Genomic DNA, 18861 nt, shown 5'->3' with positions numbered 1-18861 from the left:
ATGGATATTTCTTCCGAAACGGCTCACCTCCGACCGCTGGACATCGCCGCCGATCTGCTCGCCCTGCTGCACGACACGACCACCGAGCCGCGTACGGACACCCAACTGGAAGCCTTGACGCTGGCCGTATCCGCCGATTTGCCGGTGCTGCTGTGGGGCGAGCCGGGCATCGGCAAGACTGCGGCGCTCAACCAGCTCGCGGAAGCTCTCGAACTGCCACTGACCACTGTGATCGCGAGCGTGCACGAGCCATCCGACTTCTCCGGTCTGCCGGTGGTCGGCGATGATCCCGCGGAGCAGGGGGTGCCGATGGCCCCGCCAGACTGGGCCGTGCGCCTGGTCCGGGCCGGCCGGGGGCTCTTGTTCCTCGACGAGCTGTCCACCGCGCCGCCGGCCGTCCAGGCCGCGCTGTTGCGCGTTGTGCTCGAGCGACGGGTCGGTGCCCTGCGGCTTCCGCCGGGTGTCCGGATCGTGGCCGCCGCCAATCCGCGTTCCTCCGCGGCCGACGGTTGGGAGCTGAGCCCGCCGCTGGCCAACCGGTTCGTCCATCTGCAATGGACCTACGACCACGACGTCGTGGTACGTGGGCTGGGCGGGACATGGCCGAAGGCGACGCTGCCACGGCTGGACCGCGGGCGGCTGCCCGACGCGGTGACGTTCGCCCGCCGGGCGGTCTGTGAACTACTGGTCGCCCGGCCCGGACTCGTCCATCAACTGCCGAAGAACGAAGCACGCCGCGGCGGTCCGTGGCCCTCACCGCGCAGTTGGGAGATGACCCTGCGGCTGATCGCTTTCGCCACCGCGGCGGGTGCCTCCCGAGACGTGCTGTCCATGCTGGTGCGGGGCACCGTCGGAGACGGGCCGGGCCTGGAGCTGCTGGCCGCCATGGACCGGATGGATCTGCCCGACCCCGAGGTGCTGCTCGCGGATCCAGAAGCGGCGATCCTGCCCGAGCGTGGCGACCTGCGCCAGACGGTGCTCGATGGCGTGGTGGAGGCGGTTCGCAAGCGGCCGGAGCAGTCCCGCTGGAACGCGGCGTGGTCGCTGCTGGTGCTGGCTTTGGAAACCGGCGCCCCGGACCTGGTGGTCGTGCCGGCGGCCACGCTCGCCGCGCTGCGCCGCGACGACTGGCAAGTGCCGGCAGCCATCGAACGACTGTCCGGGGCGGTGTCGTTGTCGCGACGAGCGGACCTGGCCGCGGTCGGCGAGGGCACACACTGATGACGCCGGGGAGTATGGACGAGGAGAAGCTTTTCGCCGCCCGGCTGCACGCCGTCCGGAACCGGCCGTATCTGGCGACGGCATTGTTCGCCTTGCACACCGTGGAATCACGGCAGGTGCCGACCATGGCCGTAGACCGCCACTGGCGCTGCTACGTTTCGCCGGCGTTCGTGGACCGCACCCCGTTGGAGGAGCTGGCCGGGGTCTGGGTGCACGAGGTGTCCCACCTGCTGCGCGACCATCACGGGCGCAGCGACCGGTTCGCCGCGAAGCACGAACTGACCGGGCCGGGAGAGCGATTGCGCATGAACATCGCCGCGGACTGCGAAATCAACGACGACGTGTTCGGCGACGGGCTGGCACGGCCCGAGGGCGCCGTCGAACCAGCGCTGCTCAGGTTGCCCGAGGGGCAGCTGATGGAGGACTACCTACGCCAGTTCCGGCTCGGCCCGTACACCGCCGGATTCGCCTGGCTGGACTGCGGCAGCGGCGCCGACGGGCTGGAACGGGGCTGGGATCTGGGTGCCGACGGTGCGCGTGGGCTCAGCGCGCACGAACGAGATGCCGTCCGGTTCCGGGTCGCGCAAGGCATCAACAGCAGCCGGGGGAGCATCCCGAAAGGCTGGCAGCGCTGGGCACAGGAGGCATTCCAGCCGCCCCAGGCATGGCGGGAACTGCTGGGGGCGGCGGTCCGTTCGGCGGTTTCCAGCCCAGGCGTGGGTGAGGACTACACCTACGGTCGCCCCTCGCGCAGGTCAGCCGGTCTGCCCGGCGTCATCATGCCGAGCCTGCGGCGCCGGCCACCTCGTGTGTGCGTAATCGTCGACACCTCCGGGTCGGTGAGCGACGCCGAACTGGGGAGCGCGATCGTCGAAATCGCCGCGATCGTCCGAGCGGTGGGCGGCAGGCGCGATCTTGTCTCAGTACTGTCGTGCGATGCCGCCGCACACAGCACACACCAGCTGTGCCGCGCCGAAGGGATCCACTTGGTGGGCGGCGGAGGCACAGATCTGCGCACCGGCTTCGCCAAAGCTCTGCGCGGCAGCCCCCGCCCCGACGTCATCGTCGCCCTCACCGACGGCCAAACACCCTGGCCCGACGCAAGACCGCCCGGCCGGACGGTCGTAGGCCTGTTCCCCCGACAGCGTCCATCAGACGAGAACAATCCCCGCTACACGCCGGACACGCCACCCGCTTGGGCACGAGTGGTCACCCTTGGCTGATCTCTCGACGAACGTTTGGTGGCTTCGGAAAGTCACTTCCGGGCGTTGCAGGCCCGTCCTCTCGTCGGCATGTCCGTGCGTTCACGGGAACGACCGATAAGCGGCATGGTCGGGCGTTGGCGGTCGCGGCCGATCGCGGGCGTCGCGGGACAGTGACCTCGCCGCTTGCCAGCTATCAGCCGATTCGAGAGGATTCGATCGACATGGGTCGATTCGAAACAGCGTCCTTGGCACTCATCCCCGGGCAGCGAGTCTGCGCCAAGGTCACCAGCCATCATCCCTGGGGCGTGATCGTCCAGATCGTCGGCCACGAGAACCTGGGTGCGTCGATCGACATCATCGGGCAGTTCAGCCAGATGATTCGGGCTGACCAGGACCTTCGGGCACTGTTTCCGAAAGTCGGCACCGAGATCGAGGCCGTGGTGCAAGCAGTTCGGCGCTGGGTTCCACCCGCGTGGGTTCGACTCAGCATCAGGCCGGCCGACTTGGAGAGCTTTCAGTGGCCCTGCGACTTGTGCGGCCAACCCACCACACTCAGCGTGCCAGGAGACGGCCTGATTCTGGACATTCGGAGCAACGATGGACCTGGGAGCAGCACGATGATCTCCCACCGCACGGGCCTTGACCCCGGATGTTGGACACCAGACACACTTGGATCCTGACGGTCCGGGTGGACAGGAGTCCCGCACAGATGGTGATGAAGCACTATCCGCCGGAGTTCAAGGCCGAGGCGGTCGCGTTGTACCGGTCTCGGCCGGGCGCGACGATCAAGTCCGTGGCCGAGGACCTCGGGATCAACCACGAGACGCTGCGCAGCTGGATTCGGCTCGATGACGGGCAGCGCACCGGAGCACCGGCGACGGCGACGGTGTCGCCGTCGAGTTCGGCGGACAACGAGAACACCTTGCTGCGCAAGCGGATCCGCGAACTGGAGGAGGAACGCGACATCCTGCGCAAGGCGGCCAAGTATTTCGCCGGGGAGACGCGCTGGTGAACCGCTTCCAGTTCGTCGCCGACCATCAGCGCCTTTACGGCGTGAAGCGGTTATGTCAGGTCATCGGGATCGCCCGGTCCAGCTATTACCACTGGAAAGCCACCGCGCCCGACCGCGCGGCCCGCGCCACCGCCGACGATCGGTTGGCCGCGCGCATCCGCACGATTCACCGTGACTCGGCGGGCACCTACGGTGTCCCCCGGGTCACCGCCGAGTTGCGCGAGGCAGGGCACCAGGTCAACCACAAGCGGGTCGCCCGGGTCATGCGCGGTATCGGCCTGGCCGGTCTGCGGCTGCGCCGCCGACATCGCACCACCATCGGCGACCCCGCCGTGGCCAAGGCGCCGGACCTGCTCGGACGGGACTTCACCGCCGAAACGCCGAACACCAGGTACGTCGGCGACATCACCTACCTACCGATCGCCGACGGCACGTTCTGCTACCTGGCGACCGTGATGGACCTGTGCTCGCGCAGGCTGGCCGGGTGGGCCATCGCCGATCACATGCGCACCGAGCTGGTCATCGACGCACTACGGGCGGCCCAGCGCACCCGGGGCAGCCTGGCCGGGGCGATCTTCCACGCCGACCACGGAGCCCAATACACCTCTCGGGCCTTCGCCGAGGCCTGCCATCAGGCCGGGGTGATCCAGTCCATGGGCGCGGTCGGCAGCTCGGCGGACAACGCCGCCGCGGAAAGCCTCAACGCCTCGTTCAAACGCGAAACCCTGCAAGGCGCACAGAACTGGGCCAGCGAACGCGATGCGCGGCTGGCCGCCTTCGGCTGGCTGCACCGCTACAACACCCGACGACGCCACTCCCACCTCGGACAGATGTCCCCGATCGACTACGAGAACAGCCGCCACCCGACACCGGCTACGCTGAATCAAGCCGCATAACCCCGTGTCCAACATCCGGGGTCAAGCCCCCACCTGTCTTGCGAACCAGATCCACCCGAAGAGCATCGGCGAAGGTGCGAGAGCTTTGAACATTGGTCGAAGCACTGATCGCACGAACACGACATAGCTCCCGCACATCGGCAGATGAGCGCGATGCCCGCGGACGCGCGGCTCGCGGCATGAGAGTGAGTTGAGCGGTAATGCTCTCGGTGACAGCCGAGAGGAACGGAGGGGCAGCAAAGAGATCATCGCCCTACGGGTGGTGTGTCCAACCTGGCCGTCGGACTCTGTTCACACCGATGAGTCGATTCCTCGAGCAGGGATGGCCTCTCCACAAGGTCCGGCTTGGTCGAACTGGGCGGTATCGTTCTCTCATGTGAATCCGATGAACATCACGGTCCGCTGTGGACCAAGGCGGCCCACAGGTCGGCTCGTTCGGGGTAGGTGTCGCGCAGCTCCAGCGCGGCTGTGCGAACGGCATGGGCTGCCCGCTGCGCGGACGGCGCATCCGGTAGCTCGCGGTAGAAGGTCTGTGCGGCAGCGGCGGCTGCCTGGTCGTTGAGCGGCCACAGGCTCGCTACGACGTGTCGAAAGCCCGCGAGGTGGAAGGCGGACGCGAGGGTGAGCGCCTCGTCGGACCTCTCGCTGCGGGAGGCGGTGGAACACGCGGACAGGTAGGCCAGTTCGGCTCCGGCCGTCCGGGCCTTGCTGATCTCGTGGACGGGCAGCTCGTCGCGGTGCAGGTGTAACACGGCGTCGTGCGCCATTGACGTGGCGGTGGCGTGGCAGGCGAAGTGCGCCCACGTGCTGTTCTCGAGCAGGGCGAGGACGTTGCTGGCATTTGCCTCTTCGCCGGTGAGCAGCGGGTGGTCGGGGTGTTGCGCCTGCAGCATGGTGGCTTCGGCGGTTGTGCCTGGCAAGAGCGGGAATCCCGGTGTGTCCTCGAGTGCGACCGTCAGCTGGTGTCGCGTGGTGGGCCGCGGGCGGTTCCTCAGGTGGTGCAACGTGCGCAGGCTCGGGATGTAGGACGACACGAGCCGGTCGAGTGCTCCCGGCTCGTCGGCTACTCCGGCGGCGTGCAGTGGTAGTGAACCGGTGTTGCCGATGGGCAGCCACCACACTCTCTGCTCGTGCAGCTCCGGCAGCAGAGTGTCCACAACGGACTCCCACAACCACGCGAGAACGTCGGAAAGCATCCGTTGTCTCCGCAGCATTCCGGTGAGCGAGGTATCCGTGACCGCTTCCCGGACGGCGTCGCGGCACGCGCGGACGGCGTCGGCGGTAAACCGGGGCAGGGCGATGTGGACCGGGTCGGCGTCGGCCGTCACGATGACGGCGTCCCCGCGGCGCTCGGCCGCGTTCACCAACACGACCGCACCGCCCTCGGCCGCTTGCCGCAGGACGGAGGTCGTGCCGGGTGCCATGAAGTGCGCGAACCCCGGCAGGTCGCGGATCTGGCGCGCGAGATCGTCGTGCTCGGCCCACAGCGCGGCACGGTTGCGCCTGCCGACCTGGTCGGGAACCGGCTCGCCGGTGAGGTCGCGCAGCACCTGGGTGTTGAGCCGCTTGTGGATCTCGCTGAGCCGATCGGCGACGACGGGCAGGACCGACGCGAGGTCGGTGAGGTCGGTTCGGGTCTCGAGCTCGGATCCGATGATGAGCGCCCTGCCCTGTTCCGCCACCTCAACGGCGCCCGCCGGGTCGCCCGCGGCCAGATGAGCGGCCACGGCTTCGCTCGCCAGGTCCTGGTACCCGCCGAGTCGTCGTTCCTGTTCGACCCACTCGAGGTCCCGGTCGGCGACCGCGCGCAGCAATCCCACAGCGTGGTCGAACGCGCGGACGGCGAGCCGCTGCTGGTCCAGTGCCGCAGCGAGCAGCCCGGCCGCCTGACCGGCCTGCACCCGGTACTCCGGTGCGCCGTTCATGGGCCCGGTGGCCATGTCGACGACCTGTTCGGCCAGCCCGGCATCGTGCCTCTGCGCGGAAAACCGGAGGAACTCGCGTTCGCCGTCGCACAACTGGGCGAGCACTTGTGCTCGCCCAGGGTGATCCGGTGGCATCGCCGACAAGGCGGTCCAACGGATCTCGATCGCCTGGCGCAGGTCGGCGACGTCACCGGTGGCTTCGTGCCGCAAGTGGTACAGCGAGGCGAGGTTCGCGGTCTGCCTGGACTTCATCGTCGCGTCGTGCGTGGCGGCGACGGCGCGGTCGCCCAGCTCGATGGCGTGGTCGAGGTACGCGATCTCACCCGTGTCCTCGAATAGCAGCCGGTGGGTACGGGGGACGATGTGCAGCATGTCGGGTACCTGATGCGGGTGCACGTCGATGCCATGCTCCAGTAGCCGCACCGCGCGGTGCAGTGCCTCGGCCGACCCGAACATCGTGTAGGCCTCGAGCAGCGCGTCGGCCGCGAGCATGACGGCGTTGGCGCGCTCCGGATCGTCGGCGGCGATGTGGTCCAGTGCCCACTCGAAGTTCTGGAGCGCGGCGGTGAGATCGGCCCGTGCGTCCGACTGCGTGAACCGCGCGCGGTAGATGGCGCCGACATCCACCGCGGTGCGGGCGTCGACGGATTTCTTGGGATCACGCGCCCACGTGGTGAGCCCGGCCAACTCGACAGCGCGTTCGATGTCCGCCCGGTCGCCCGTGCGCACGAAGCGGGCGTAATAAACCATGCCCAGGCGCATGAGGACGTCGTCGGTCACGGGATCCACGCTGCAGAACAGGCTGAGCGTCGACTCGTCGAGTTGGAGCCGCGGGCCCGCGATCACAATCTCCCCGAGTGCGATGAGCGTGTCCGTGTCCAGGCCGCGCCGGACGAGCCTCGACAGGTTCGTCAGCCACAACCGCCTCAAGTAACCACCGATGTGCGGTGGCGGTGCGGGAAGGGCCGCCACCGCCCGGAACGACGGCTTGAGCCTCGCCATCCTGACCACTGCGGCGCATTCCCGGATCCCGCGGTTGTCCGCGCCACCGGTAATCGCGAGCAGTCGTGTCCCGAACTTCGCCGCACGCCGGAAGTCGCGGGCGCGTCCGGTCCGGTCGAACCGCAGGAGGTGGGCGCCGAGCAGGCCGAACAGCCTTTCCGCAGGGTAGGCCCGCGGAATGCGCGCGGCGAGCACGATGGCACGATCGGCGTCCTCCTGCGATCCGGTCAGGCTGCATCGCGCCTGGTAGGCGGAGCTGAGCGCGGCCAGCAGGTATGGCAGGTGGGGGCTGAGACGGAGGGTATGCGCCGCGTCGAACAACAGGTGGGTGTACGCGTGGCGGGCCCACGTCTTGGTGATCCGGCGGAACAAGGTCGCAGGCGTGCGGTGCCGCAGTGCCTTCTCGCCCATCGTGATCCCCGGCTCGAGCACATACAAGTTTCCCCACCTGAGGGGTTCGAGCTGTGCGCACGCGGCGAACCCGAGGAACCAGCCGCGTTCGGGCAGGTCCGCGGGCAGCGCGGCGTCGGCGTGCAGGTATATGTCGCCCGCTCGCTCCAGGTGGGCACGGTCACCGGTCAGCTCGTATGACTGCCACAGGATCTCGGCCAGGTAAGCCAGGTACACCGGGTGTGCCGGGTGCTGCGGCGTGGTGTTCTCCACGAGGTGGCCGAGCAGCAACTGTGCCGCGATGAGCACGATCCAGTCACCGGTGGTCACGACGTGCCGGGAGATCGCCACCGCCGCGCCGAACTGCATCGCCTCGTCGGCGCCGGGACCGGGCAGCAGAGTGCGGAGCACGTCCCCGACATCCACGGACGGCGTGGTGGGTGGCCAGAGGTGCAGCACCGCCTGTGCGAGGTCGCCGATGTCGCCTGTCGGTGCGGGGACACACTGGAACCGCAGCAGGAACAACTCACCCAGCAGCCGGTTCTCCACGCTGCGGATGCCCTGGTCGGTCATGGCTTCGCGCAGTACGTCGGCTTCCGCGCGAACCTCGTCCGACAACAGGGCATTCCGGTCACCGCTGCGCCGGTAGGCCGCAATCCTTTCACGTACTGCGTCCCCGATCACGTCATCGTCCTTTCCGGACGATGGCGGTGATCCGCGCGCCCTCGGCGATCGTCAACGGTCCCGTCGCGCCGCCGTCCGCGATGCCGAGTACCGCGGCGAGGGCACGCCCGTGCAGGTCGATCGCGGCCTCGGACAACGAACTGAGGTCGGTGACGGCGGCTCGGGCACGCACCCACCCCGTGACTCCAATGGCGGTCGCGACCGGCACTGCGGGCCACCAGAACACCCCAAGGACCAGGAACGGCCAGGCCCAGCTGCCGACCGCGGCGGCTGCGGCAAAGGCACTACCGGCAGCGGTGATCTCGGCGCGAGCGGTGTCCGGGAGCACGAGCCACAGACGCGGCCACGCGTAGGTGAGGTCGAGACCGTACCGGTGCAACCCCACCTGTTCGACCGCATGGATTCGGTCGCCCATCCACGTCGGCCTGCCGGGTTCGGCCATAGCCAGCCGGGTCACGCGCGTGGCGGCGACATCGACCTCGTGCTGCTGCGCCGCAGTGCGATTGTCGGCCGGGTGGTCGCGCTCGAGGTCGCGGCGCCGCAGCAACCGGTCGTGCCACCGAGCACGCCGCCGCGCAACCTGCCAGCGGCCGGCGAACGGCCAGCGCCCCAGCCACAGCACGCGCGTCACCCCTGCCATGGCCTGCACCACGAGGCCGGTCGCGCTCGCCGCGAGGACCACCGCGAGGATCACCGCTGCCTGCGCTGCGCCGTTCTGTCTTGCCACGGCGGCGATGAGGGTGGACGCCTCACGCGCCGCCCTCGCCGGGTCGATGGCGTGCGCGTGCCCGAGGCGTGGCCCGAGGAACGCGAGAACCACGAACAGTGCGCCGGGCAATAGGAGCAGTGCGACCCAGCGTTCGGCCAGCTTCTTGGCCAGCTCCTGGAAGAACCCGCCCATCAGTCCTGCCGCCTCGCCATCGCATTACGCGTCACCAGACACCGGGGTACCGCTCCTGCGGGAACGGGGGTGGCGACGCGGTCACAACGCCCGTCGGGACACACGAACCGCTCGTCGTCGGCCTGGCCGGGACCTGCGCCGGGCAGGCCGCTGCTCAGCGACCGCACCGCTGTGGTGCCGTCGACGCCGAGCAGCAGCCCGAGCAGCTCCAGGATGGGACGACACGCAGCGGCCTCCGCCTCGATCCTCGTCAGCAGGTCCCGCTTGGCCTCGCCGTGGTACGCGACCTCGGCCCGCAACGTGGTGAGCTCCTCGCACAACGCGGTCAGTGCGAGCCGTTCGGCAGTGTCCACGCGGCTGCTCCTAGGTCGTTGGCGTGAAGTACAACGGATGCGACTGTAGGCCCGAGCGCCAATCGGTAGCTTCCGCTCATCGGCAGAAGCGAGCGTTCAGCGGACGCACGCTACGCGGCACGAGAGGGCGTTCAGGACAAACGGGGGCGACGATTGGCGCGTTGTTTGGAACACTGCGGCGGTGCATGATCCAACGGCGTTCACCGATCCGGAGAACTGGGCGGGCGGCTTCTACGAGCTGTCGCTGGAGGTTGGCGACCGCAACGATGAACGTCTCCAACGCGCGGTGACCGCGCTGTGGCAGGCCGCTGGGATCACTGGCTGCTACGTCAGCACCGATCAGGAACCCGCCGAGCAGACCGCTGTGCCCGTGACCGTCGCGTCTCTGCAGGAGTTCGGCCACCTACGCGCAATCGTGCGCCCGCCCCTTGGTGGCCCTGTCGTGTGCGGCTGCTTCGCCACACGCTTCGATGATGAGAGTCTGGACTGGCTGACGTTGTATCTTCCGCTCGGTGCGCTGGCCCGGGTCGAGCGACGCATCGGCAGTTTCCCATTCGGTCCGGACGGCGACTCCGGTTCGCTGACCTGGCGTGCTTCGCTGGATACGTGGCTTGCCGGGGTGGGGAACGATGTGTTCCGCCACGTCGATTTCCGTCTGGGTCTGATCGGCTTCGAGCTCGATTACACCACCGCGGCCGAACTCAACGGTGCCGCGCCAGGACGACGCTGGAACGGGTACCTACTGCCTGCCGACGGACGACTGAGGTACACACCAGCAAACCAATAGAACACGACCACATAGCCATGACCAGCGTTTCCTGCATCCCATGTGAGTACCTTTCAGGCGGGCGCTCGCCTCGCGGCATGTGCGGACGACTTGTCCGGGTCTTCGCGATCGATCTGGTCCAAGAGCCTGTCCGCGCTGGGCGCGCTTGAGGAAGGGGAGCGCGGTCGCCGCGAAACTGTCGTGCTGTCGGATCGCTGACAACCGGCGTCCCGGAAAGTTCTTCAAAGAAATCCGGGAGGCGGTGTCGGATCGGGGCGGTGGTGTTCGTAGCAGGGGTGAGGCCGCCCACAGGGGCGGCGCCAAGGTAAGGAACCGCGAACATGAAGCTGACAACCATGACCCAGGTCACCATCGACGGAGTGATGCAGGGAAACGGCCACGCGTCGGATGAGGACCGCGGGAACGGATTCGAGCGCGGCGGATGGGCCCGGGGGAAGGGTGACAACGAGACCCACGCGTTCATCAACCAGACCTACCAGCGCGCTGACGCGTTCCTGCTCGGCCGGCGGACCTACGAGCTGTTCGCCGGCTCGTGGGGGTCCTTGACGGTCCAGGATGTCCCTGGCTGGGAGCCCGTCATGCGGGCATTGAACACACAGCCCAAGTACGTGGCGTCGACCACACTCGCCGATCCGGCGTGGTCGGGCACCACCGTCCTGTCCGGAGACGTCGCGGCCGCCGTCCGAGCGCTGAAGGCTAAGTCGGGGGGTGAGCTGCAGGTGCACGGCAGTGGCGCCCTGACCCGGTGGCTGCTGGAGAACGATCTGGTCGACGAGATGACTCTGATCGTGGTCCCGGTGATTCTCGGCCAGGGCGCGCGATTGTTCCCGGAGACCGGCCCGGATCTTGCGCTCGACCTGGTCGAGTCGCGAGTCGACTCCAAGGGCGTGACGATCCAGGTCTACCGGCCGGCCGGGCGCCCGCAGTATGCAACGGCTTGAAGTCCATGACCGGTACACCACGCTGTCTTGACACCCACAGGAGATGATCTTCATGCAGTATCTGGTTTCCGTGATCGATGACAAGAGCAATCCCGGCAGCACGGACAGGCAGCCTGCTATCAGCGCGTTCAACGAACGACTGATCGCCGAGGGCTACTGGGTTTTCGCGGGCGGACTCGCAGACACCAACGCGGCCACGGTCATCGACAACCGGGGCGAGCAGGCGGTGTTCAGCGACGGGCCTTTCGTGGAGTCGAAGGAGTACCTTGCCGGCGTCTGGGTGTGGGAGGCCCCCGATCTGGATGTGGCGCTCAAGCTCGCCACCGAGGCGTCGAAGGTCTGCGATCGGAAGATCGAGGTGCGGCCGTTCCAGTGAGCGACGTCGAGGAGGCGATCACCTGGGTGCACCACGAGGAGTGGGCGCGGGTCGTCGCCACGCTGACCCGGCGTTTCGGTGACCTCGACATCGCCGAGGAGGCGGCTGCCGAGGCGTTCGCGACCGCCGTCGAGCGGTGGCAGGCCGACGGCGTGCCCCCCAACCCCGGCGCCTGGCTGACCACCACCGCCAACCGCAAGGCCATCGACCGGATCCGGCGCGCGAACAAGCGCGACGACAAGCACAAGGAGGCTCAGATGGTGTACGACGACGACCCGCCCGAGCCTGTCGGCGCGATCGACGACGACCGGCTCCGGCTGATCTTCACCTGCTGTCACCCGGCGCTGGCGATGGAAGCCCGCCTGGCGCTGACACTGCGCATGGTCGGCGGTCTGACCATGTCCGAGATCGCCCGCGCCTTCCTGGTGCAGGAGACCGCCATGGGGCAGCGGATCACCCGCGCGAAGGCCAAGATCAAGGCGGCCCGCATCCCCTATCGGATGCCGTCCGCCGAGGATCTCCCCGCGCGCGTCACCGGCGTACTCACCGTGCTCTACCTCGTGTTCAACGAGGGCTACCTGGCGACCGGCCCCGACACCGATCCCGTACGTCATGACCTGACCGCCGAGGCGATCCGGCTCACTCGCCTGATCCGCGCCCTCCTGCCCGAGGACGGCGAGGCGGCCGGGTTGCTGGCGCTGATGCTGCTCACCGAGGCCCGCCGCACCGCCCGGGTTTCCGCGAGCGGTGAACTGGTTGCCCTCGACGAGCAGGACCGTGGGGCCTGGGACGCGACGCTGATCGCCGAGGGTCACCGACTGGTGCGCGAGCGCCTGGCCGCCGGGGTCGCTCCGGGCCGCTACCAGATCCTCGCCGCGATCAACGCCGTGCACACCTCCGCCCGCGACATGCGCGACACCGACTGGTCGCAGGTCCTCGCCCTCTACGACCAGCTCGTCCGCCTTGACCCCTCCCCGGTCATCGCCCTCAACCGAGCCATCGCAGTCGCCGAGCTCGACGGACCGGAGGTGGCACTCGCGGCCGTCGACCGTCTTGAACACAGGTTGGCCGGCTACCACGCCTACCACGCCACCCGCGCCGACCTGCTGCGCAGGCTGGGCCGCAGCCAGGAGTCCCGTGCGGCGTACGACAAAGCCATCGAGCTGGCAGGCAACACCGCCGAGACCGCCAACCTGACACGCCGCCGCGACCAACTGCGGTAACGCCCACGGATCCCGATCGAACCCCGCGCGCAGCGGCGGCCGACCCCGGCGCAATCAGATCGGCTCAATACCCCGCATGAGGTCGTCAGCTTCTGACGGTCGGCACTGCACTGTCATCGGCATAAGCGGACGTTCACAACAGTAGGGCCAATAGATGAGGTAACCCGCCCCTCTGATAGAGCCGAACCACCCGACCGGCGCTGTCATGGGAAGGTGCGGCCGAGACGTCGGAGGCAATGGCTGGCACCTGTGAGTCAGACGCGACCTGGGGCTCCATACAGCCCAGGCCCATCCACCGTCAGTCCATGTAGGAATGCGCTCGTGACCACATAGGACTCGCCGATCAACTCCGGTGTGTGGGTGAAGTCCAGCGGTGTCACCCGAATCAGCGGCGGTCCCGGCAGATACACGACCGGCACGTCCTCAGCCGCGAGCGGCGCCTCCAGCACGGCCTGCTGTCGCATCGACACCATCGCCATGTACAGCACGATCTCCGCCATCCCACGCGGCACCTCAGGCAGTCGGCCGGGAAACGCGCAATCCAGCACCACCAACGACTTCGCGCCCATCGCGACGGCTAGGCGCATCGGCACATTGGCCACCACACCGCCGTCGTAGAGCACCCTTCCCTCGTGTTCCACCGGCGGAAAGATGCCCGGGATAGCGGCGCTCGCCAGCACCGCGGGCGCGACCGGGCCGGAGCGGATCAGGACCGGCTGCGCGGTCGCGACGTCCATCGCCACCACGCCGAGTGGCAGCCGCAGGTCCTCGAAGGTGACGCCGCCGCCAAGGTGTTCGTCGACCACCGCCGCCAACCCGTCGCTGGGGAACAGGTGGGTCTTCGTCCGCTGGAACGTTCGCACCTGACCGAGCAGGCTTCCGGGGAACACCGACTGCCGGGTCATCCGAGACCAGATGTCGGTCAGCCGCTCGATCGGCGGCTCGCCAGCCGGGACAAGCCGCTGACCCCCGCACCCTCGCTCGGTCGCGTCACCATCAAAGCGACCGAGCCGCGCAGGCGAAGCCTGCGCCATGTCACAGCAGCGTGTAGTTCAGCTCCTCGCAGATGCGGGCCAGTGGCAGGTCCAGGCCTGGGTAGTCCAGTGGCAGCAGCAGATCCGGCGACGTCGGCAGGCTGCCGCGCGAGGGCGGGTCCCACAGGCAGATCGCGGGTTCACCACTGTCCATGGACGATCTGTACCAGACCCCGTCCAGTTCCGGGTGCGCCGAGCGGATCGCCCGCGCCCACGCCTGGGTGACGGTTTTGTTGCCGCTGCTGATCTCCTGGGACGCGCCCGCCCGGGTCGGCCACAGCCCGCACAGGTCGAGCAGCCGCAGGGTGCGCTGCGGCCGGAAGACCACCAGGTGCGGGCGGCGGGTGGAGCGGTCGACGACCGAGGTCTGCTGGAACACCTCCGCGACGCTGGTGCGCACGGTCAGTCCGAAGTAGAGCGCGCCGTGGCCGGACTCCGCGGTGGGGCCGCCGTCGCGGTTGACCGGGTGCGGGTCGAATCGGGCGTGCGGTAGTGGTCCGGTGTAGCGGAAGGAGTTCCAGCGCTGCCGGTGTGCGCCGCCCGCCGCGAAGACGCGGACCAGGTGCGTTCCACTGTGGACGGCGACGACGTCCTCATCGACACGCAGCAAGGTTTTGAGGGCAGCAGGAACCGGCGGCTGGGGGAGCCGTGACATCGTGCGTTGGTCCAGTCTTCGCAGGGTCAGGCCGGTGTGCCGAGCATCGAGGCCAGCGCCGCGACCGGGGTGGGGTCGCCGCCGGCAAGCAGCCACTGTCTGGGCGTCGCGGGCTCGTCGTTGATCCGCAGGTCGGACTGCGGGGTGGTCATGAACGCGGCCACCACCAGCGGCGGCTGGTCGGACGGGACCGAGCGCAGCACCACGTCGAGGCCCGGCAGCACGCCGGACGCCGCGAACTGCCACGCGGGCAGCCGCCAGCCACCCCGGTCCTTCCAGCCCGCGAGCCTGCCCGCCGAGAGCCGGTGGCGGATGCGGCTGGTGTCGACGCCCACTGCTTGGGCGGCGTCGCCGACGGTCAGCGCGGAATCGCGCAGCACCGTCTGCGCGGCCACCGCGCGCGCCCGCGAGTCGACCTCGTCGGGGCGGCGTGGGGTCAGGTCGAGCCCGACCTCGGTGAGGGTGTCCCGCTGCTCGGCGGAGAAGTAGTCGGCTGGGTCCGGCGTGGCCGGGGAGAGCCGACGGGTGGCTTCCTCGATCATCTCGGCGAACTCCACCGGGCTGATCCGCAGGCCTGCCTTGGCGAGTACGGTCTCCAACGCGACAGTCATGCGCCTAGAGTATCCCGAATGTGCGGGTTCGTGCGCATTTGTGGGGGAGTTCACCGGAGTCCGGGAAAAAGTAACTGAGATCGCCACTTTCCGCTCAGGGTCAAACACTGACAGTTGTCCGGCTTCCATGCAACCTAGGTGCCCCACACCTTCGTCCTTGGCATATGAGCAGCGACTTACGGAGACTTCCCCGGATCGGCGTGGCCACGGTCGCCATCGCCGTGGCGGGCGCGGGCGTCATCGGTGCCGCGTACTGGGTGGGCAACGACAAGACCGCCAAGACCGGCGACCGGCCTGGGGTCATCGAGGCCTCTGCGGTGCGCCTGGTGGCGTTCGATTCGTGCGACAAGGCGCTGGCCGAGCTGAAGGCCGCCGCGGTGAAGAAGGTCGGGCCCTACGGCTTCGAGTCGCCGATGCTGATGGAGCGCGGCACCGCGGCCGCGGAAGGCTCGCAGCAGAAGGATTCGGCGGCGCCGGGGGAGTACTCGGGCACCAACAACCACGAGTCCGCCGCCGACGAGCCGGACCTGGTCAAGACCGACGGCAAGCGGATCGTCAGCATCGTCGACGGCACGCTGCGCGTGGTGGACGTGGCCACGAAAGCCGTGACGGCGACGCTGAAGATCCCCGAAGGCCAGCCGTCGGCGATGCTCCTCGACGGTGACCGCGCGCTGATCACGGCCTACCCCAACGACAACATCGCCTACGACAGCCCGCACCCGCACATGCACGCCGGGCGGGTCGCCTTCGTGCAGGTCGACCTCGCGGGCGGCGCGCGGGTTTCCGGATCGCTGACCGTCGACGGCTCCTACCTCGACGCGCGCCAAGTCGGCTCGGTCGCCCGAGTCGTCGTGCGGTCCCAGCCCCGGCTTCCGTTCGTCATGCCCACGCAGGGAATCGACGAGCAGGAAGCGACCCGGCGCAACAAGGAGGTCATCGAGAAGTCCAAGATCGGCGACTGGGTCCCGCGCCACAGCCCCGGAACCCCCGCCGAAGGCCAACTCTATGACTGCACCGCGCTGAGCAGGCCGGCGAACTACACCGGCACGTCGACGCTCTCGGTGCTGAGCTTCGACATGCGCAACGCCCTCGGCACCGGCGACGGCGTGGGCCTCGCCGCCGACGGCGACACCGTCTACGGCACCGCGAACAGCCTCTATGTCGCCGACGACCGCCAGTCGCACGTGGGCATCCTGCCCGCGGACGGCCGCGGCAAGCCCATGCCCGGACTCCCGCGGGCGTCGACCACCACCGTGCACCAGTTCGATATCGCGAAGCCCGGCAAGCCGGTCTACCAGGCGTCCGGGATGGTTCGCGGAACGCTGCTGAACCAGTACTCGCTCTCCGAGCACCGCGGCAACCTGCGGATCGCCACGACCATGGACGACCCCGGTTGCTGCGACCCGGGCAAGGAGTCCTCCAGCTCCGTCGCCGTGCTGACCAGGCGCGGCGCCGAACTCGCCGAGATCGGCAGGCTCGACGGGCTGGGCAAGACCGAGCGCATCCACTCGGTGCGGTTCATCGGCGACACCGGCTACGTGGTGACGTTCCGCCGCACCGACCCGCTCTACACCGTCGACCTGTCCGACCCGGCCAAGCCGAAGGTCACCGGCGAGCTGAAGATCACCGGATACTCGGCGTACCTCCATCCGGTCGGCGACGGTCGGCTGCTCGGTGTAGGCCAAGAGGCGACCGAACAGGGCCGGGCCACCGGAACCCAGGTGTCATTGTTCGACACGAAGTCCGTCCAGGCGCGCAAAGTCACCGGCTTCCACGTGGCGGGGGCGTCGTCGGAGGTCGAGTTCGAGCCGCACGCGTTCCTCTATTGGGCCGCTAAAGGACTCGTCGTGCTGCCGCTGAACGAGGCGGGGCCGGACCACCGGCCCGCGGCCGTCGTGCTGCGCCTGCAGGGGGACTCGCTGACCGAGGCGGCCCGGCTGACCCATCCGCGCGGCGGCGAGTACGGCGACGTGCAGATCCGACGGTCGCTCGTGGTCGGCGGCACGCTGTGGACCGTGTCCGGCAGCGGGATGCTCGCCAGCGATCTCGACACCCTGGCTCAGAGCGCCTGGGTGCCGTTCACCTGATGTTCGCGCCGCGGGAGCGGGGTGTGCAGGTAGGACCACGGGATCGGCCCATCGGTCGACTCCGGGAACACCGGCGGCACCCCGCTCAGCGCGGTCCGCGTGGCTGACTCGTCAACCACGAACTCCGGTCGCAGCGCCTCGGTGTCGTAGTAGCGGTGGAAGACCGGGGTGATGCCGCCCGACATCGGCGGCACGATCCAGCTCCAGTCGGCCGGGCAGGTGCGCCCGGCCTTCTCCTCGCGCTCCACGTGAGTGAGGAACCGCGCGGACTCCGTGTGGTGGTCGGTGATCGCCACCCCGGCCTCGGCGAACGAGTGCAGCACCGCGACGTTGACCTCGACGAGCGCCCGGTCGCGCCACAGCGACGTCTCCCGGCTGGTGTCCAGCCCGAGCCGCTCGGCGACCGTGGGCAGCAGGTCGAAGCGGTCGTGGTCGGCGAGGTTGCGCGCGCCGATCTCGGTGCCCATGTACCAGCCGTTGAAGGGCGCCGCCGGGTAGTCCACGCCACCGATCGACAGCCGCATCGAGCTGATCGCGGGCACCGCGTGCCACCGCAGGCCCAGCTCGGCGAACCACGGGTGATCCGGGTGCCGCAGCTCGACCTCGTGGACCGCGTCGCGCGGCAGCGGGTGCACGATGGTGCCCTCGTCGCGTCCGGAGACGACCAGCGGCAGCACGTCGAACGCGCCCGGCGCTCCCTCCGGCGCCCAGCCCAGGTCTCGCACGGCCTTGGTGAACTCGGCGTAGCGCGGGTCGCCCAGGACGGTTCCGTCCGGCAGGCGGTGACCGGCGTAGCGGATCAGCTGCTCGTTCCAGATCCTCGGCGCCGGCGCGTCCGGGGCCTCCGGGGCGAAGATCGTGATGAGCGGCCGGACCTTGCCGCCGTTGGTGGCGATCCGCAGATGCTCGACGCACTGCTCGGCGACCTCCACGGGTGCGCGCACCGCTCTGAGGTCGCGCACGCGCATGCTTTGCCAGTAGAGCCTGCCGATGCAGCGGGCGCTGTTGCGCCACGCGACCCGGGCGCCGAACTCCAGCTCCGCGCTTGTGTGCCGGTAGGTGCCGGTCAGCGCGAACTCCGCCCGCACCCAGCGGAGCCGCTCGGACAGCGGACCGGCGTCGGGGTTCTCCGCGTGGAAGAGCTCCAGGAACTCCTCGGCTTGGTCGAGATCGGCGACGCCGCTAGCCGGCTCCGGGGGCCCCAGTGGCTCCGGTGGCTCAGCCTTGTCGTTCCCGCGAGGTAACGCCCAGATCTCACCAGTCACTCGCGAGAAACTACCTCGTACTCGACGACTTGACTCCACCTCTCACTCGTTTGGAGGTCACCCGTCGGACGCACGGCCAGCCGGGTGAAATCTCTGTCGTTTGTTCGGTTGAACAACGTTCGTCGTCTCTCGTATGCGGATATATGCACCCGGATTCCCTGTTGGCGTCACCCAGACGCACGTTGACCCGTCAACCAGTGGCCGAAATATGGACTTGGACGTGGCGTTGATCACGTCTCTTTTAGCCCACAACCAGTAACGCGATTCTCTGCATTCGTTCGATCCGGTAGTCC

At 68.8% G+C, this 18861-nt stretch carries 16 protein-coding genes; 9 read left to right on the top strand and 7 right to left on the bottom strand.

The features are described 5' to 3' along the window. From ACUZ2Y_RS07515 to ACUZ2Y_RS07500, 4 genes are all read left to right on the top strand, one after another. Positions 1-1221 (top strand): AAA family ATPase, encoded by a 1221-nt coding sequence (locus ACUZ2Y_RS07515; protein WP_476328276.1) that lies wholly within the window; start codon positions 1-3, stop codon positions 1219-1221. Beyond that, positions 1221-2444 carry a vWA domain-containing protein gene (locus tag ACUZ2Y_RS07510; protein WP_476328274.1) on the top strand — a complete coding sequence of 408 codons (1224 nt, stop codon included), beginning with the start codon at positions 1221-1223 and terminating at the stop codon, positions 2442-2444. Before ACUZ2Y_RS07515 ends, ACUZ2Y_RS07510 begins: the two co-directional genes overlap by 1 nt. Before the next feature lie 116 nt (positions 2445-2560). Next, on the top strand, positions 2561-3106 hold the full coding sequence (locus ACUZ2Y_RS07505; RefSeq protein WP_476328272.1) for a hypothetical protein: 546 nt from the start codon (positions 2561-2563) through the stop codon (positions 3104-3106). A gap of 29 nt (positions 3107-3135) precedes the next feature. Continuing rightward, a protein-coding gene (locus ACUZ2Y_RS07500; RefSeq protein ID WP_476325799.1) for an IS3 family transposase occupies positions 3136-4334 on the top strand; the annotation gives its coding sequence in 2 pieces (ribosomal slippage) (positions 3136-3424 and positions 3424-4334; 1200 coding nt in all). Positions 4335-4726: 392 nt separating this feature from the next. Here the strand turns inward: ACUZ2Y_RS07500 and ACUZ2Y_RS07495 are convergent. The 3 genes from ACUZ2Y_RS07495 to ACUZ2Y_RS07485 all read right to left on the bottom strand — a co-directional run bounded on the left by ACUZ2Y_RS07495 (position 4727) and on the right by ACUZ2Y_RS07485 (position 9589). Next, positions 4727-8269 carry a CHAT domain-containing protein gene (locus ACUZ2Y_RS07495; RefSeq protein WP_476328270.1) on the bottom strand — a complete coding sequence of 1181 codons (3543 nt, stop codon included), beginning with the start codon at positions 8267-8269 and terminating at the stop codon, positions 4727-4729. Between the two features lie 67 nt (positions 8270-8336). Further along, positions 8337-9236, bottom strand: a complete 900-nt coding sequence (locus tag ACUZ2Y_RS07490) for a hypothetical protein (protein WP_476328268.1) — start codon at positions 9234-9236, stop codon at positions 8337-8339. After that, positions 9236-9589 carry a hypothetical protein gene (locus tag ACUZ2Y_RS07485; protein WP_476328266.1) on the bottom strand — a complete coding sequence of 118 codons (354 nt, stop codon included), beginning with the start codon at positions 9587-9589 and terminating at the stop codon, positions 9236-9238. The genes ACUZ2Y_RS07490 and ACUZ2Y_RS07485 overlap by 1 nt, the downstream gene beginning before the upstream one ends. A gap of 181 nt (positions 9590-9770) precedes the next feature. Here ACUZ2Y_RS07485 and ACUZ2Y_RS07480 point away from each other — a divergent pair, with 181 nt between their 5' ends. The 4 genes from ACUZ2Y_RS07480 to ACUZ2Y_RS07465 all read left to right on the top strand — a co-directional run bounded on the left by ACUZ2Y_RS07480 (position 9771) and on the right by ACUZ2Y_RS07465 (position 12916). Continuing rightward, positions 9771-10376: a hypothetical protein gene (locus ACUZ2Y_RS07480; RefSeq protein ID WP_476328264.1), complete on the top strand. Its 606-nt coding sequence runs from the start codon at positions 9771-9773 to the stop codon at positions 10374-10376. 320 nt (positions 10377-10696) lie between these two features. Beyond that, the gene (locus ACUZ2Y_RS07475) at positions 10697-11317 is read left to right on the top strand and encodes a dihydrofolate reductase family protein (protein WP_476328262.1); all 621 of its coding nucleotides are present in this window, start codon (positions 10697-10699) and stop codon (positions 11315-11317) included. Positions 11318-11369: 52 nt separating this feature from the next. After that, the gene (locus ACUZ2Y_RS07470) at positions 11370-11693 is read left to right on the top strand and encodes a YciI family protein (RefSeq protein ID WP_476328260.1); all 324 of its coding nucleotides are present in this window, start codon (positions 11370-11372) and stop codon (positions 11691-11693) included. Further along, positions 11690-12916, top strand: coding sequence for an RNA polymerase sigma factor (locus tag ACUZ2Y_RS07465; protein ID WP_476328258.1), 1227 nt, complete (start codon positions 11690-11692; stop codon positions 12914-12916). The genes ACUZ2Y_RS07470 and ACUZ2Y_RS07465 overlap by 4 nt, the downstream gene beginning before the upstream one ends. 254 nt (positions 12917-13170) lie before the next feature. Here ACUZ2Y_RS07465 and ACUZ2Y_RS07460 read toward each other — a convergent pair whose 3' ends face one another. From ACUZ2Y_RS07460 to ACUZ2Y_RS07450, 3 genes are read right to left on the bottom strand one after another with little or no spacing between them, the layout of a single operon-like run. Beyond that, positions 13171-13950: a patatin-like phospholipase family protein gene (locus ACUZ2Y_RS07460; RefSeq protein ID WP_476328256.1), complete on the bottom strand. Its 780-nt coding sequence runs from the start codon at positions 13948-13950 to the stop codon at positions 13171-13173. 1 nt (position 13951) lies between these two features. Then, on the bottom strand, positions 13952-14605 hold the full coding sequence (locus ACUZ2Y_RS07455) for an RES family NAD+ phosphorylase (RefSeq protein WP_476328254.1): 654 nt from the start codon (positions 14603-14605) through the stop codon (positions 13952-13954). A 26-nt stretch (positions 14606-14631) separates the two neighbouring features. Beyond that, a complete protein-coding gene (locus tag ACUZ2Y_RS07450; protein ID WP_476328252.1) occupies positions 14632-15216 on the bottom strand; it encodes a DNA-binding protein in 585 nt (194 codons plus the stop codon). A 164-nt stretch (positions 15217-15380) separates the two neighbouring features. On the opposite strand from ACUZ2Y_RS07450, the gene ACUZ2Y_RS07445 reads away from it, so the two are divergent. After that, entirely contained in the window at positions 15381-17303 is a 1923-nt protein-coding gene (locus tag ACUZ2Y_RS07445) for a beta-propeller domain-containing protein (protein ID WP_476328250.1), read from the top strand. On the opposite strand, the gene ACUZ2Y_RS07440 is transcribed toward ACUZ2Y_RS07445, so the two are convergent. Further along, entirely contained in the window at positions 17276-18568 is a 1293-nt protein-coding gene (locus tag ACUZ2Y_RS07440; protein WP_476328248.1) for a nitric oxide synthase oxygenase, read from the bottom strand. The genes ACUZ2Y_RS07445 and ACUZ2Y_RS07440 overlap by 28 nt on opposite strands. Between the last annotated feature and the right edge of the window lie 293 nt (positions 18569-18861).

This window comes from Actinokineospora sp. UV203 (assembly GCF_056323665.1).
The sequence above is the reverse complement of the archived record's forward strand: the minus strand, read 5'-3'. Positions and strand labels throughout refer to the sequence as shown.

Coding starts and splice junctions, on each gene's coding strand:
- ACUZ2Y_RS07515 (WP_476328276.1), top strand. CDS start 1: ATGGATATTTCTTCCGAAACGGCTCACCTCCGACCGCTGGACATCGCC.
- ACUZ2Y_RS07510 (WP_476328274.1), top strand. CDS start 1,221: ATGACGCCGGGGAGTATGGACGAGGAGAAGCTTTTCGCCGCCCGGCTG.
- ACUZ2Y_RS07490 (WP_476328268.1), bottom strand. CDS start 9,236: ATGGGCGGGTTCTTCCAGGAGCTGGCCAAGAAGCTGGCCGAACGCTGG.
- ACUZ2Y_RS07475 (WP_476328262.1), top strand. CDS start 10,697: ATGAAGCTGACAACCATGACCCAGGTCACCATCGACGGAGTGATGCAG.
- ACUZ2Y_RS07470 (WP_476328260.1), top strand. CDS start 11,370: ATGCAGTATCTGGTTTCCGTGATCGATGACAAGAGCAATCCCGGCAGC.
- ACUZ2Y_RS07460 (WP_476328256.1), bottom strand. CDS start 13,950: ATGGCGCAGGCTTCGCCTGCGCGGCTCGGTCGCTTTGATGGTGACGCG.
- ACUZ2Y_RS07455 (WP_476328254.1), bottom strand. CDS start 14,605: ATGTCACGGCTCCCCCAGCCGCCGGTTCCTGCTGCCCTCAAAACCTTG.
- ACUZ2Y_RS07450 (WP_476328252.1), bottom strand. CDS start 15,216: ATGACTGTCGCGTTGGAGACCGTACTCGCCAAGGCAGGCCTGCGGATC.
- ACUZ2Y_RS07445 (WP_476328250.1), top strand. CDS start 15,381: ATGAGCAGCGACTTACGGAGACTTCCCCGGATCGGCGTGGCCACGGTC.